Here is a 14,049-nt window from a genome sequence, read left to right as displayed (position 1 = left end):
TAAGGCGAAGCTGGTGAACTCCGCCGGCGAGGGCGTCTCCCTGGACGGCCTGGGCGTCGTCGAGGCCAAGGCCGCCATCACCGACTGGCTGTCGGAGCGCGGCATCGGCGAGGGCACCGTCAACTTCCGCCTGCGCGACTGGCTGTTCAGCCGCCAGCGGTACTGGGGCGAGCCCTTCCCGATCGTCTACGACGCGGACGGCGTCGCCCACTCCCTGCCCGAGTCGATGCTGCCGCTGGAGCTGCCGGAGGTCGAGGACTACTCGCCGCGCACCTTCGAGCCCGACGACGCCACCTCCAAGCCGGAGACCCCGCTGTCGCGCAACGAGGCGTGGGTCAACGTGGAGCTGGACCTGGGCGACGGCGTGAAGTCCTACCGCCGCGAGACCAACACCATGCCCAACTGGGCCGGTTCCTGCTGGTACGAGCTGCGCTACCTGGACCCGGACAACGCGTCCGCCCTGGTGGACCCGGAGATCGAGCAGTACTGGATGGGCCCGCGCGAGGGCGCGCCGCACGGCGGCGTCGACCTGTACGTGGGCGGCGCCGAGCACGCGGTGCTGCACCTGCTGTACGCCCGCTTCTGGTCCAAGGTGCTGTTCGACCTGGGCCACGTCTCGTCGGCCGAGCCGTTCCACAAGCTGTTCAACCAGGGCATGATCCAGGCGTACGCCTACACGGACGCGCGCGGCGTGTACGTCCCGGCGGCCGAGGTCGAGGAGCGCGACGGCGGCTGGTTCTACCAGGGCGAGCCCGTCAAGCGCGAGCACGGCAAGATGGGCAAGTCCCTGAAGAACGCCGTCACGCCCGACGAGATCTGCGAGGAGTACGGCGCGGACACCCTGCGCCTGTACGAGATGGCGATGGGCCCGCTGGACGTCTCGCGTCCGTGGGACACCCGCGCCGTCGTCGGCCAGTACCGCCTGCTGCAGCGCCTGTGGCGCAACATCGTGGACGAGGAGACGGGCGAGGTCACCGTCGTCGACGGCGAGCCCGACGAGGCCACCCTGCGCGCCCTGCACAAGGCCATCGACGGGGCCGGCTCGGACATGGCGGGCCTGCGCTTCAACACGGCGATCGCGAAGATCACCGAGCTGAACAACGCCCTGACGAAGGCGGGCCGCCCGCTGGAGCGGTCCGTGGCCGAGCGCCTGGTGCTGCTGGTCGCCCCGCTGGCGCCGCACATCGCCGAGGAGCTGTGGCACCGCCTGGGCCACACCGACTCGGTGGTCCACCAGGACTTCCCGGTCGCGGACCCGGCGTACGTCGTGGACGAGACGGTCACCTGCGTGGTCCAGGTCAAGGGCAAGGTCAAGGCGCGCCTGGAGGTGCCGCCGAGCATCTCGGAGGCCGACCTGGAGCAGCTGGCCGTCACCGACGCGGGCGTCGTCGCGGCCCTGGGCGGCGCGGAGATCCGCAAGGTGATCGTGCGCGCGCCGAAGCTGGTGAACATCGTCATCTGAGGTGGCCGGCGGCCTGAGCGGGCCGGCTCCTCGGGGTGATCCCGTACGGGCAGGTTGGGGGTTCGATTGGAACCCCTGGCCTGCCCGTGGCGTTTACGGTGGGGGGGACGGGAACAAGCCGGGGAAGGGAACCTCATGGAGGTAGGCGCGTTGATCATCATCTTTGCCCTGGTGGTGCTGTTCGCCTTCCTGGGGCTGGGCGCCTGGGCCACGGTCAAGGCGGTCGGCGCGGCCAAGCGCGGCGTGGACCGGACGATCACGCAGGCCCGCCGGACGGTGGAGGACACCACCCTGAAGGCCAGGAGCATCGGTCAGACCGGGGTCGCCGGCTCGCTGGCGCAGCTGCGGCTCGACCTGCGGAACTCGATGCGCGCCACCCAGGCCGCCCTCTACCAGGGGGTGCAGTCGGACAGCTCGCTCCAGGAGTCCGTCGCCCTCTTCGAGCGGCTGAGCCGGCACGGGCACGAGCTGGACGACGAGCTGAAGCGGCTGGAGCAGGAGCCCGACCGCAAGCGGATCGCGGAGCGCATGCCCGAGCTGCGGGAGCGCACCCTCAAGATCACGAAGTCGGCCGATTCGCTGCGGTGGGCGGCGCGTGACCGCGCCCGGCGGTTCGCGGACGACGAGCTGGCGATGCTCTCGGAGCAGATCGAGGTCGAGTCGGACGCGCTGCGGGACTGGTCCCGGGAGTCGGTCGACGACCTGGCGGCCGCGGCGGCGGCCTGGGACGCGGGCCAGGCGGCCGCGGGCGGCCCGGGTGCGGCCCCGGGAGCGGCTGCGGGTGCCGAGCAGGGCGCGCGGCCGGCCCAGCCGTCGCAGCGGGCCGGGGAAGCGGCGCGGGCGGCGGAGCCGGAGCGGCCGGCGCTGGACCCCTCCGCTCCGGCGGCGGCGTACCCCTGGCAGAAGGCCCCCAGGCCGGAGGCCACCACCTGATCCCAGGCCGTGTCTTCCGGATCAGGCCGGACCGGGGAGAGGTGCCGGTCGCCGCGAGCCCGGCCTGATCCGGAAGGCACGGCTCAGGGTGGTCCGGGGCGCGGGGCGGCCCGGGCTGCCGGAACACCACCTCTGCCGGTAACCTCCGGCTCATGTCCCGCCATGTCGCGATCGTCACCGATTCCACGGCCTACCTGCCCCCGCAGGCGATGGCGCGGCACGGGATCACCTCCGTCCCCCTGACCGTGGTCCTGGGCGACGAGGCCCTTGAGGAGGGGACCGAGATCTCGGCCCGCAGCCTCGCCGCGGCGCTGCAGAAGCGCCGCCCGGTCACCACCTCCCGCCCGGGCCCGGAGCAGTTCGTACGGGCCTACCGGGCGGCCGCGGAGGCCGGTGCCACCGGCATCGTGAGCCTGCACCTGTCCGCCGAGTTCTCCGGCACCTACGACGCCGCCGTGGTCGCGGCCCAGACCTCGCCCGTGCCGGTCCGCGTCGTCGACACCGGCATGGTCGCCATGGCCCTCGGCTTCTGCGCCCTCGCCGCCGCCGAGACGGCCGAGGCCGGCGGGTCCGCCGACGAGGCCGTGGCCGCCGCCGAGAAGCGGGCCGCGGAGATGTCGGCCTACTTCTACGTGGACACCCTCGACTACCTGCGGCGCGGCGGGCGGATCGGGGCCGCGCAGGCCCTCCTCGGCTCAGCGCTGGCGGTCAAGCCGCTGCTGACCCTGGACGGCGGGCGGATCGAGATGCTGGAGAAGGTGCGCACGGCCTCGAAGGCCATCGCCCGGCTGGAGGAGCTGGCCGTCGAACGGGCCGGGGCGCGGCACGTCGACGTCGCCGTCCACCACCTGGCGGCCCCGGAGCGGGCCGAGAAGCTCGCCGAGCGGCTGCGCGAGCGCATCCCCGGCCTCGTCGAGCTGCACGTCAGCGAGGTCGGCGCGGTGATCGGCGCGCACACCGGGCCGGGGCTGCTGGCGGCGGTCATCTCGCCCCGCTGATCACCGGAACGGGTGGCGGGGTTGTCCACAACCGAGCGGTTTTCCACCGGAATCGAGTGCTCCGAGCGGTGGTCGGGGGATCGGCCCTAGCTTCGGGGGCATGACTCTTCGAACGCGTACTCCAGGTAGTCCTTCTCCCGCGTCTCCCCCCGGAACCTCCTCCTCGTCCGCGCACGCCTCCGGCGGCGGCAGCGGGCCCGGGCGGGTGCGCCGGTCCGACGGCAGGCTCCGGCACGGCCGGCGCGCCCGCGCCCGGCCCCGGCCCGACCCCGCCGAGGTGCGGCGCAGGGCCGAGGCGCTGCTGGCGGGCGGAACGCCGGGGACGGGGGAGGAGACCGGGGCCCTGCGGGTGGCGGATCCGCCCGGTGTCGTGGATCCGCCCGGTGTGGTGGATCCCCCGGGTGCGGTGGATGTGCCGGTGGGGGTGTTGGGGGACGGGGAGGCGCGGAGGCTGGCGCTGCGGGAGCGGCTGCCGGTGTGGGTGCAGGTCCGGTGCGGGGTGGAGCCGAGGACGGTGGCCGCCGTGGCGGTGGTGCTGGTGGTGGCGGTCGGCTTCGCCGCCCAGCAGTACTGGTCGGGCCGGCCGCAGCCGGTGACGGCCCCGGCCGTGCTCGGGCCCGGCTCCGCCCCTCCCGCCCCGGTGCCGTCGGCGGCCCCGGCCGGTGGGGGCGCCCGCATCGTGGTGGACGTCGGCGGCAAGGTGCGCGACCCCGGTGTGCGGAGACTGCCCAGCGGCTCGCGGGTGGAGGACGCGCTGGCCGCCGCCGGGGGAGTGCGGCCGGGCACGGACACCACCGGGCTCAACCGGGCCCGGGTCCTGGTGGACGGCGAACAGGTGCTGGTGGGGGCCACCGCGCACCCGGCCGCGGGCGGGCCGGCCCCCGGTGCGGGTGCGGGCGGCGGGGCCGGTCCGCTGAGCCTCGGCAGCGCGACGGTCGAGCAGCTGGACGGGCTGCCCGGGGTGGGGCCCGTGCTCGCCCGGAACATCGTCGAATTCCGCACCGCCCGGGGCGGGTTCCGGGCCGTGGAGGACCTCCGGCAGGTCGACGGGATCGGCGAGCGCAGGTTCGCCGAGCTGCGAAGGCTGGTGCGGCCGTGAGCGCCGCCGGGGAGCCGGCCGGGGAGGAGCGGGCAGGGGGCGAGCGGGCCGGGGGTGAGCGGGCCGGGCCGGTGGACCTGCGGCTGGCGGTGCCGGCCGTGGCGGCCTGGGGTGCGGCGGCGCTGGCGCTCGGGGTACCGGGCGGGTGGAGCGCCGTCGGGGCGGGGCTCGCGGCGGCCGCGGCGGGGGTGCTGCTGCTCGCAGGCCTTCGCGGGTCGCAGCCGCTGTGGGGGGTCGGACCGGCCGTGGCCGCCGCGCTGCTCTGCGCCGCCGCCGGGGCGGGGGTGGCCGGGCTGGAGCGGGCCGAGGCGCGGGCGGGGCCCGTGGCCCGGCTGGCCGGGGAACACGCCCGGGTGCGCGCGGAGCTCACCGTCGGCTCGGACCCCCGGGTGGCCCGGGGCGGGGCCGGGCCGCCGGTGGTGGTGCTGGACGCGGTGCTGACCGGGGTGAGCGGCCCCGACGGGACGCGGACCCGGGTGGAGACCCCCGTGCGGGTGCTGGCCGGGCATCCGGGGTGGGCCCGGCTGGAGCCCTCGACCCGGGTCGCGGTGGTGGCCCGGCTGGCGCCGGCGCGGGACGGGGAGCGGGCCGTGGCCCTCCTCCGCCCGGCCGGGGACACCCCGCCCGGGGTGACGGGCGGCCCCGACCGGGCGCAGCGGCTCGCGGGGGCGCTGCGGGCCGGGCTGCGGGAGGCCACCGAGGGGCTCCCGGGGGACGCCAGGGCCCTGCTGCCGGGGCTGGTGGTCGGGGACACCTCCCGGGTCCCGCCCGAGCTGCACGAGGCGTTCAGGGCCACCGACCTGCTGCACCTGCTGGCCGTCTCGGGCTCCAACCTGACCGTGGTGCTGTATCTGCTGATCGGGTCCCCGGCCCGCGCGCAGCACGCCGAGCGGAGCGGGCTCGCGCCCCGGCTGGGGCTCTCGCTGCGGGCCACCGCCCTGGGCGGGGCGGCGCTGACGCTGGCCTTCGTGGTGGTGTGCCGGCCCGACCCGAGCGTGCTGCGGGCCGCCGCCTGCGGGGCGGTCACCCTGCTGGCCCTCGCCACCGGGCGGCGCAGGTCCCTCATCCCGGCGCTGGCCGGGGCCGTGCTGCTGCTGGTGCTGTACGACCCGTGGCTCGCCCGCAGCGCCGGGTTCCTCCTCTCGGTGCTGGCCACCGGGGCGCTGCTCACCCTCGGGCCGCGCTGGAGCGGGGCCCTGCGGCGGCGGGGGACGCCGCCCCGCCTCGCCGACGCCCTGGGGGCGGCCCTCGCGGCGCAGGCCGTGTGCGCTCCGGTGGTGGCGGTGCTCTCCGCCCGGGTGAGCCTGGTCGCCGTGCCCTGCAACCTCCTGGCGGAGCTGGCGGCGGGCCCCGCCACCGTGCTCGGCTTCGCGGCCCTGGCCACGGCCCCGGTGTCCATGCCCGTGGCGGAGCTGCTCGCCCGGTGCGCGGGGGTGCCCGCCGGGTGGATCGCCGCCGTGGCGCGGGGTGGGGCCCGGCTGCCGGGGGCGGAGCTGCCCTGGCCGGGCGGGCTCGCGGGCGGGCTGCTGCTGGGCGCGGTCACGCTGGCCGCGGTGGGACTCGGGGCCCGGTTCGGGCGGCGGCGCGGGGCCTGTGCCGCCGTGGCCGTGCTCCTGCTGGTCGCGGTGCTGCGGCCGCCGCAGCTGATCCGTACGGTCACCGGCTGGCCGCCCCCGCACTGGAGCTACGTCCAGTGCGCCGTGGGCCAGGGCGACGCCGCCGTGCTCGCCGCCGGCCCCGGTACGGCCGTCGTGGTCGACGCCGGGCCCGAACCTGGGCCGGTCGACGACTGCCTGCGCGCCCTGGGCGTGAGCCGGATCCCGCTGCTCCTGCTGACGCACTTTCACGCCGACCACGTGGGAGGGGTTTCCGGGGTGCTGCGGGGCCGGTCCGTGGGTGTGATCGAAACCACCGTGCTGGAGGAGCCGGCCGCGCAGGCGGCTTCGGTCCGGCGGGCGGCGGCGCGGGCCGGGGTGCCCGTCGTGCCGGCGGTGCCGGGGGAGCGGCGCCGGACCGGGCCGCTGGAGTGGCAGGTGCTGTGGCCGTCGGCGACGGCTCCGCCGCCGGAGGGGCCCAACGACGCGAGCGTCGCCCTGCTGGTGCGCACCTCGGGTCTGACGCTGCTGCTGCTCGGGGACCTCGAACCGCCCTCCCAGGAAGCACTTCTGAGGGAGCATCCGGAGCTGGGCCCCGTGGACGTGCTCAAGGTCGCCCACCACGGATCGGCGCACCAGGACCCCGGCCTCCAGGACCGGGTCCGGCCGCGCCTGGCGATCGTCCCCGTCGGTGCCGGCAACCGCTACGGGCACCCCGCTCCCGGCACGATCGCGCAGCTCAGGGCCCATGGGGCGGCCGTTTTGCGCACCGACGAGGACGGCTCCGTGGCGGTCTCCGGAAGCGGTGCGCGCATGCGTGCGTTTCCAGCCGGACGGCGTCCGAAAGCGCGTGGTCATACCGGGCGCGACCGCTCTGTTTGCCCACAACCCGACAGCATGATCGAATGCGTCTTCGCCAGAACGGTCCAAGTCCACACAGCACGGGGGTGCACTAGCCATGTTCGGTCGCCGACGGGGGATGGAGACGACCAGCGGTGCCGCTTCGACTACATCCGCGACTCTCACACTGCCGCACACGGCGCGGCTGTTGAGCTGCCGGGTGCTCGACACGGTCCACCAGCCCATCCGACAGGCCAAGTTCGAGGTCACCGACCCGATCGGCCGACGGGTCGTCAGCGGGGAGACGGATCCCTACGGAGGGTTCACGGCGGCCATGCCGGAGGGCGAGTACCGGCTCTCCGTCACCGCCGAGGGTTACGCGCCCTTCCACGGGGCGACGCTGGTGGGGGACCCGGCGCAGCCCGGCACGGCGGAGATCATCCTGGACTCGGTGGAGCCGCCGCTGCTGCCTCAGCCCGGGCACTGGGAGCTCGACCCGACGCACTCGTCGATCGCCTTCACCGCCCGGCACATCGGCTTCGCCCGGATCCACGGCCGGTTCACGACCTTCGCGGGCGCGGTGCGGATAGCCGAGCGCATGGAGGACTCCTCCATGCACGTGATCATCGACGCGGCGAGCATCGACACCGGGATGCGCATGCGGGACGACCACCTGCGGTCCGCCGACTTCCTGGACGCGGCCCGGCATCCGCGGGTGGAGTTCTACAGCGAGCGCTTCATCCACCGCAGCGGCAGCCGCTGGGCCGTCGCGGGCGCCCTCACCCTCCACGGGGTCAGCCGCTCGGTCACCCTCGACACCCAGTACCTGGGCCACGGAACGGGCCTGGAGGGCGAGCCGCGTGCCGCCTGCCGCGCCACGGCCGAGCTGAACCGCGGGGACTTCGCGCTGAACTGGCAGTCGGTGCTGGCGCAGGGGATCGCGGCGATCGGGCCGAGCGCGGAAGTGGAGCTGGACGTGCAGATCGTCCACAAGGCGTAGGCGTAGGCATGGGCGGCGGGCGCGGGCGCGCCGCCCTACGGCGCTTCCAGCCAGCCCTCGTACTCGGCGGCGAGCTCGTCCAGCGAGGTGGCGTCGAGCCGTTCCCGGGGGTCCTCGACGACCACCAGCCACTGGGCGTCCTCGGCGTCGTCCTCGCCGGCGAGGGCGTCGCGCACCAGCTGGGGCTCCTCCGGGAGACCGAAGCGGTCCACGACCTCCTGGGCCACCTCCTCGGCGGCGTCGCGGTCGGGCAGGACCAGTACATGTCGCACGTTCACCCGACCATTCTCGGGCACCGGGCGCGGGGCGCTGTCAGTGCGGCGTGGGATGCTGGGGGCGATGGCCACCAGGAAGAACCCCACCGACGATCCGCTCGCCCCGCTCACCCTCGCGGTGGGGCAGGAGGACCTGCTTCTCGACCGCGCCGTGCGGGACGTGGTGACGGCCGCCCGCGCGGCCGACGCCGACACCGACGTACGGGACCTCACCTCCGACCAGCTCCAGCCCGGCACGCTGGCGGAGCTGACCAGCCCCTCGCTGTTCTCCGAGCGCAAGGTCCTGATCGTGCGGAACGCGCAGGACCTGGGTGCGGACACGGTGAAGGAGGTCAAGGCCTATCTCGCCGAGCCGTACGAGGAGATCGCCCTCGTCCTGCTGCACGCGGGCGGGGTCAAGGGCAAGGGCCTGCTGGACGCGGCGCGCAAGGCGGGTGCCCGCGAGGTCGCCTGCCCGAAGATGACGAAGGCGGCCGACCGGCTGTCGTTCGTGCGCGGGGAGTTCCGGACCCTGGGGCGTTCGGCGACCCCCGAGGCGTGCCAGACGCTGGTGGACGCGATCGGCAGCGACCTGCGCGAGCTGGCGAGCGCGGCGGCGCAGCTGTGCGCGGACGTCGAGGGCACCATCGACGAGGCCGTGGTCGGCCGCTACTACACGGGCCGCGCGGAGGCGTCCAGCTTCACGGTCGCCGACCGGGCGGTCGAGGGCCGGGCCGCGGAGGCCCTCGAAGCCCTCCGCTGGTCCCTCGCGACCGGCGTGGCCCCCGTTCTGATCACCAGCGCGCTGGCGCAGGCGGTCCGGGCCATCGGCAAGCTCGCCTCCGCCCCGCGCGGGGCCCGTCCGGGCGACCTCGCGCGGGACCTCGGCATGCCGCCGTGGAAGATCGACAGGGTCCGGCAGCAGATGCGGGGCTGGTCGGCGGACGGCGTCGCGGACGCGCTGCGTGCCGTGGCGCTGGCCGACGCGGGGGTCAAGGGCGGCGGGGACGACCCGGAGTACGCGCTGGAGAAGGCGGTCGTGGCCGTGGCGCGGGCCTCGCGGGGGCGTTAGGCGGTTCGGGTGCCGGTGCCGGTGCCGGTGCCGGTGCCGGTGCCGGTGCCGGTGAGGGCGCCGCTGCGCGGGCAAGGTCCCCTACCCGCCCTTCCACCGTTCCCCGGGCTGCGCCCGGACCCCTTCTGGGGGCTCCGCCCCCAGACCCCCGCGCATCAAACGCGGGCGGGGCCGGACACGCGAAGGCCCCGGCCTCCGCCCTGGGGAAGGGTGGGGGCCGGGGCCTTCGGTCACTGCTGTGTGCGCCGCACCCGCGTGGCGAACGCAGGCCGCGTGCGGCGCGGGGTGCCGGTCAGGAGCGGAAGAGAGGGCCCGCTGGGTCCGTCCCGGCGTTCACATCGAGTGCGGAACTCAGATGGCGGCAACCTTGGAGGCCAGCGCCGACTTCTTGTTGGCGGCGGCGTTCTTGTGGATGACACCCTTCGAGACGGCCTTGTCCAGCTTCTTGGAAGCCAGGCGGGCCGCAGCGGTGGCCTTCTCCGCGTCGCCCGCGAGGATCGCCTCGTTGGCCTTGCGGATGAAGGTGCGCAGCTCGGACTTGACCGACTTGTTGCGAAGGCGAGCCTTCTCGTTGGTCTTGTTCCGCTTGATCTGGGACTTGATGTTCGCCACGAAAGAGCCTTTTCAGGTTCAGAGTATTTTCCGGATGTGTCACGTCTGCTGAGAGGGCATGCGAGACACAGCCACCCAGGCTACCAGGCGCGCTGCGACCGGCCCAAACCGAGCGCATCCCCGCGTCCATGGGACCATGGGAGTCTGCGTACAAGTCTGCGTACCGATCCGACAGCAGATCCGACAGCGACCCGAGAATCAGGACACTGCGTGCCCGCCATCCCCAGCCACGTGCCCGAGCCGAGCCGTACCGACCCGGCGCTGATCCGTAATTTCTGCATCATCGCGCACATCGACCACGGCAAGTCGACCCTCGCCGACCGGATGCTCCAGCTCACCGGTGTCGTCGACTCGCGGCAGATGCGTGCCCAGTACCTCGACCGCATGGACATCGAGCGTGAGCGCGGCATCACGATCAAGTCGCAGGCGGTCCGTCTGCCCTGGAGCCCCACCGAGGGCGCGGGCACGGGCACCACGCACATCCTGAACATGATCGACACCCCCGGGCACGTCGACTTCACCTACGAGGTCTCGCGCTCCCTCGCCGCGTGCGAGGGCACGATCCTGCTGGTGGACGCCGCCCAGGGCATCGAGGCCCAGACCCTCGCCAACCTGTACCTGGCGATGGAGAACGACCTCGCGATCGTCCCGGTCCTGAACAAGATCGACCTGCCGGCCGCCCAGCCGGAGAAGTTCGCCGAGGAGCTGGCGAACCTGGTCGGCTGCGACCCCGACGACGTCCTGCGCGTCTCGGCGAAGACCGGCCTCGGCGTCGACGCCCTGCTCAACCGCGTCGTCGAGACCGTCCCGGCCCCGGTCGGCGTCAAGGACGCCCCCGCCCGCGCGATGATCTTCGACTCGGTCTACGACTCCTACCGGGGCGTCGTCACGTACGTCCGTGTGGTCGACGGCACGCTCAACAAGCGCGAGCGCATCCGGATGATGTCCACGAACGCCACCCACGAGCTGCTGGAGATCGGCACCAACTCGCCCGAGATGCTGCCGGCCGACGGCCTGTCCGTCGGCGAGGTGGGCTACCTGATCACCGGCGTGAAGGACGTCCGCCAGTCGAAGGTCGGCGACACCATCACCCAGCAGACGGGCGGCGCCACCGAGTCCCTCGGCGGCTACAAGGACCCGAAGCCGATGGTCTTCTCGGGCCTGTACCCGCTCGACGGCTCGGACTACCCGGAGCTGCGCGAGGCCCTGGACAAGCTCCAGCTCAACGACGCCGCGCTCGTCTACGAGCCCGAGACCTCGGCGGCGCTCGGCTTCGGCTTCCGCGTCGGCTTCCTCGGCCTGCTGCACCTGGACGTGGTCCGCGAGCGCCTGGAGCGCGAGTTCGGCCTCGACCTGATCGCCACCGCGCCCAACGTGGTCTACCGGGTGGTGATGGAGGACCGCACGGAGGTCACCGTCACCAACCCGAGCGAGTTCCCCGAAGGCAAGATCAAGGACGTCTTCGAGCCGGTCGTACGGGCCACCGTGCTCGCGCCGACCGAGTTCATCGGCGCGATCATGGAGCTGTGCCAGCAGCGCCGCGGCACCCTGCTCGGCATGGACTACCTCTCCGAGGACCGCGTCGAGATCCGCTACACGCTCCCCCTCGCGGAGATCGTGTTCGACTTCTTCGACCAGCTGAAGTCCAAGACGCGCGGCTACGCCTCCCTCGACTACGAGCCCACCGGCGAGCAGGCCTCCAGCCTGGTCAAGGTCGACATCCTGCTGCACGGCGACAAGGTCGACGCCTTCTCCGCCGTCTGCCACAAGGACGCCGCCTACGCCTACGGCGTGCGCCTGGTCGCCAAGCTGCGAGAGCTCATCCCGCGGCAGGCCTTCGAGGTGCCGATCCAGGCCGCCGTGGGCTCCCGCGTCATCGCCCGCGAGACCATTCGCGCCATCCGCAAGGACGTCCTCGCCAAGTGCTACGGCGGTGACATCTCCCGTAAGCGGAAGCTGCTGGAGAAGCAGAAGGAAGGCAAGAAGCGGATGAAGATGGTCGGCTCCGTGGAGGTTCCGCAGGAGGCCTTCATCGCCGTCCTGTCCAGCGACGAGTCCGGCGGCAAGAAGAAGTAGCCGTTGTATGCGAAAGAGGCCCCCGAGCGTACGCTCGGGGGCCTCTTTCGTTATGAATCGGCCGCCGGTTGGCTCTTACGCGCCAGCCGGAGGCCCCCTACTCTGAGCATTGGTTACTCGCCAGTTACAAGCCCGTAGTCATGCCCGTAGTCATGCCCGAACAGGCCCTGCCGCGTGGTCCGGAGGACGTCCGTGAGCGACACACAGACCTTGATCGAGAACCGTCCGCCCACCGTGGCGGCCCTCTTCCTTGACCGCGTCGCCGCCACGCCGAACGCGGAGGCCTACCGCTTCCCCGTGGCCGCGGCCGGCCGCGAGGGCGGTCCCGACGACTGGAAGTCGCTCAGCTGGGGGCAGGCGGCCGACCGGGTCTTCGCCATCGCCGCCGGACTCATCGCCCTCGGCCTGCGCCCCGAGCAGCGGGTCGCGCTCGCCTCCAACACCCGGGTCGAGTGGATCCTCTCCGACCTCGGCGTGATGTGCGCCGGCGGCGCGGTGACCACCATCTACCCCAGCACCAACGCCGAGGAGTCCTCCTTCATCCTCTCGGACTCCGAGAGCCGGATGCTGATCGCCGAGGACGCCAAGCAGCTGGCCAAGGCCCGCGAGCGCCGCGCCGACCTGCCCGACCTGGCCCACGTGGTGGTTCTGGAGGCGGCCGACGCCGTCCCGGCCGAGGGCGATCCGGAGGGCTGGGTGCTCTCCCTCGCCGAGCTGGAGGAGCGCGGCAAGGAGCACCTCGCCAAGCATCCCGCGGCGGTCAAGGAGCGGATCGCGGCCATCACCCCCGACCAGCTCGCCACCCTCATCTACACCTCCGGCACCACCGGCCGCCCCAAGGGCGTCCGCCTGCCGCACGACAACTGGTCGTACATGGCCAAGGCCACCGTGGCCACCGGCATGATCCACTCGGACGACGTCCAGTACCTGTGGCTGCCGCTCGCCCACGTCTTCGGCAAGGTGCTCACCTCCGGTCAGATCGAGGTCGGGCACGTCACGGCCGTCGACGGCCGCATCGACAAGATCATCGAGAACCTGCCGGTCGTCCAGCCCACCTACATGGCGGCCGTCCCGCGCATCTTCGAGAAGGTCTACAACGGCGTGGCCGCCAAGGCCCGGGCCGGCGGCGGGGCCAAGTACAAGATCTTCCAGTGGTCGGTGGGCGTGGCCCGCGAGTACGCCAAGGTCACCCAGGACAACTACCGCCGCACCGGCCGGGCCACCGCGCCCCTCGCCCTCTCCGCGAAGCACAAGATCGCCGACGCGCTCGTCTACTCCAAGCTCCGCGAGGCCTTCGGCGGCCGCCTGCGCGCCGCCGTCTCCGGCGCCTCCGCCCTGGCCCCCGAGATCGGCTACTTCTTCTCCGGCGCCGGCATCCACATCCTGGAGGGCTACGGCCTCACCGAGTCCAGCGCGGCCTCCTTCGTCAACCCCGGCGAGGCCTACCGCACCGGCACGGTCGGCAAGCCGCTCCCCGGCACCGAGGTCCGCATCGCCGACGACGGCGAGGTCATGCTGCGCGGCCCCGGCATCATGCAGGGCTACCACGGCCAGCCCGAGAAGACCGCCGAGGTCCTGGAGAGCGACGGCTGGCTGCACACCGGCGACATCGGCGAGCTCTCCCCGGACGGCTACCTGCGCATCACCGACCGCAAGAAGGACCTGATCAAGACCTCCGGCGGCAAGTACGTCGCCCCGGCGGAGATCGAGGGCCAGTTCAAGGCGATCTGCCCGTACGTGTCGACGATCGTCGTCCACGGCGCCGACCGGAACTTCTGCTCCGCCCTGATCGCCCTCGACGAGCCCGCCATCCTGGGCTGGGCCGCCGAGAACGGCCTGGAGGGCAGGACGTACGGCGAGGTCCTCGCCGCAGCGGAGACCGGCCGCCTGATCGAGACCTACGTACAGACCCTCAACGAGAACCTCCAGCGCTGGCAGACGATCAAGAAGTTCCGGATCCTGCCGCGCGACCTCGACGTCGAGCACGGCGACCTGACCCCCAGCCTCAAGCTGAAGAGGCCGGTCGTCGAGCGTGAGTTCAAGCACCTCATCGAGGAGATGTACGAGGGCTCCCGGGAGGCCTGAGGCCGGCCCGGGCCGGGGGCGTA

The 14,049-nt window shown here is 73.5% G+C and carries 10 protein-coding genes and 1 pseudogene; 9 read left to right on the top strand and 2 right to left on the bottom strand.

The genetic code is table 11. The annotated features are described in order from the left end of the window. The 6 genes and pseudogenes from ACZ7IF_RS18450 to ACZ7IF_RS18425 all read left to right on the top strand — a co-directional run. A partial coding sequence (locus ACZ7IF_RS18450; RefSeq protein WP_470972326.1) for a class I tRNA ligase family protein occupies positions 1 to 1,462 on the top strand: 1,462 nt, incomplete at its 5' end. 135 nt (positions 1,463 to 1,597) lie between these two features. Continuing rightward, the gene (locus ACZ7IF_RS18445; RefSeq protein ID WP_470972324.1) at positions 1,598 to 2,395 is read left to right on the top strand and encodes a hypothetical protein; all 798 of its coding nucleotides are present in this window, start codon (positions 1,598 to 1,600) and stop codon (positions 2,393 to 2,395) included. A 152-nt stretch (positions 2,396 to 2,547) separates the two neighbouring features. Then, a complete protein-coding gene (locus tag ACZ7IF_RS18440; protein ID WP_470972322.1) occupies positions 2,548 to 3,393 on the top strand; it encodes a DegV family protein in 846 nt (281 codons plus the stop codon). 100 nt (positions 3,394 to 3,493) lie between these two features. Continuing rightward, the gene (locus ACZ7IF_RS18435; protein WP_470972320.1) at positions 3,494 to 4,492 is read left to right on the top strand and encodes a ComEA family DNA-binding protein; all 999 of its coding nucleotides are present in this window, start codon (positions 3,494 to 3,496) and stop codon (positions 4,490 to 4,492) included. Beyond that, positions 4,489 to 6,909, top strand: a pseudogene (locus tag ACZ7IF_RS18430) (ComEC/Rec2 family competence protein); the annotation flags it as partial. The gene ACZ7IF_RS18435 and the pseudogene ACZ7IF_RS18430, both read left to right, overlap by 4 nt. Before the next feature lie 136 nt (positions 6,910 to 7,045). Next, positions 7,046 to 7,927, top strand: a complete 882-nt coding sequence (locus ACZ7IF_RS18425; RefSeq protein ID WP_470972318.1) for a YceI family protein — start codon at positions 7,046 to 7,048, stop codon at positions 7,925 to 7,927. Positions 7,928 to 7,962: 35 nt separating this feature from the next. Here the strand turns inward: ACZ7IF_RS18425 and ACZ7IF_RS18420 are convergent, their stop codons facing one another. Beyond that, on the bottom strand, positions 7,963 to 8,205 hold the full coding sequence (locus ACZ7IF_RS18420) for a hypothetical protein (RefSeq protein ID WP_385771612.1): 243 nt from the start codon (positions 8,203 to 8,205) through the stop codon (positions 7,963 to 7,965). Positions 8,206 to 8,266: 61 nt separating this feature from the next. Between ACZ7IF_RS18420 and holA the strand changes: the two genes are divergently transcribed. Then, positions 8,267 to 9,253 (top strand): DNA polymerase III subunit delta, encoded by a 987-nt coding sequence (holA, locus tag ACZ7IF_RS18415; protein WP_470972316.1) that lies wholly within the window; start codon positions 8,267 to 8,269, stop codon positions 9,251 to 9,253. Between the two features lie 351 nt (positions 9,254 to 9,604). On the opposite strand, the gene rpsT is transcribed toward holA, so the two are convergent. Then, positions 9,605 to 9,865: a 30S ribosomal protein S20 gene (gene rpsT / locus ACZ7IF_RS18410; protein ID WP_030030523.1), complete on the bottom strand. Its 261-nt coding sequence runs from the start codon at positions 9,863 to 9,865 to the stop codon at positions 9,605 to 9,607. Positions 9,866 to 10,075: 210 nt separating this feature from the next. On the opposite strand from rpsT, the gene lepA reads away from it, so the two are divergent. Both lepA and ACZ7IF_RS18400 read left to right on the top strand, forming a co-directional pair. Next, complete coding sequence (gene lepA, locus ACZ7IF_RS18405) at positions 10,076 to 11,941, top strand: translation elongation factor 4 (protein ID WP_470972314.1); 1,866 nt, start codon at positions 10,076 to 10,078, stop codon at positions 11,939 to 11,941. Positions 11,942 to 12,133: 192 nt separating this feature from the next. Next, positions 12,134 to 14,026, top strand: coding sequence for an AMP-dependent synthetase/ligase (locus ACZ7IF_RS18400; RefSeq protein WP_470972312.1), 1,893 nt, complete (start codon positions 12,134 to 12,136; stop codon positions 14,024 to 14,026). Positions 14,027 to 14,049: the final 23 nt, after the last annotated feature.

The organism is Streptomyces sp. NPDC037421, assembly GCF_055602105.1.
The sequence above is the reverse complement of the archived record's forward strand: the minus strand, read 5'-3'. Positions and strand labels throughout refer to the sequence as shown.

What these genes read in the sequence shown, in the direction of transcription:
- ACZ7IF_RS18445 (WP_470972324.1), top strand. Translation starts at nt 1,598, where the DNA reads ATGGAGGTAGGCGCGTTGATCATCATCTTTGCCCTGGTGGTGCTGTTC.
- ACZ7IF_RS18440 (WP_470972322.1), top strand. Translation starts at nt 2,548, where the DNA reads ATGTCCCGCCATGTCGCGATCGTCACCGATTCCACGGCCTACCTGCCC.
- ACZ7IF_RS18435 (WP_470972320.1), top strand. Translation starts at nt 3,494, where the DNA reads ATGACTCTTCGAACGCGTACTCCAGGTAGTCCTTCTCCCGCGTCTCCC.
- ACZ7IF_RS18425 (WP_470972318.1), top strand. Translation starts at nt 7,046, where the DNA reads ATGTTCGGTCGCCGACGGGGGATGGAGACGACCAGCGGTGCCGCTTCG.
- holA (WP_470972316.1), top strand. Translation starts at nt 8,267, where the DNA reads ATGGCCACCAGGAAGAACCCCACCGACGATCCGCTCGCCCCGCTCACC.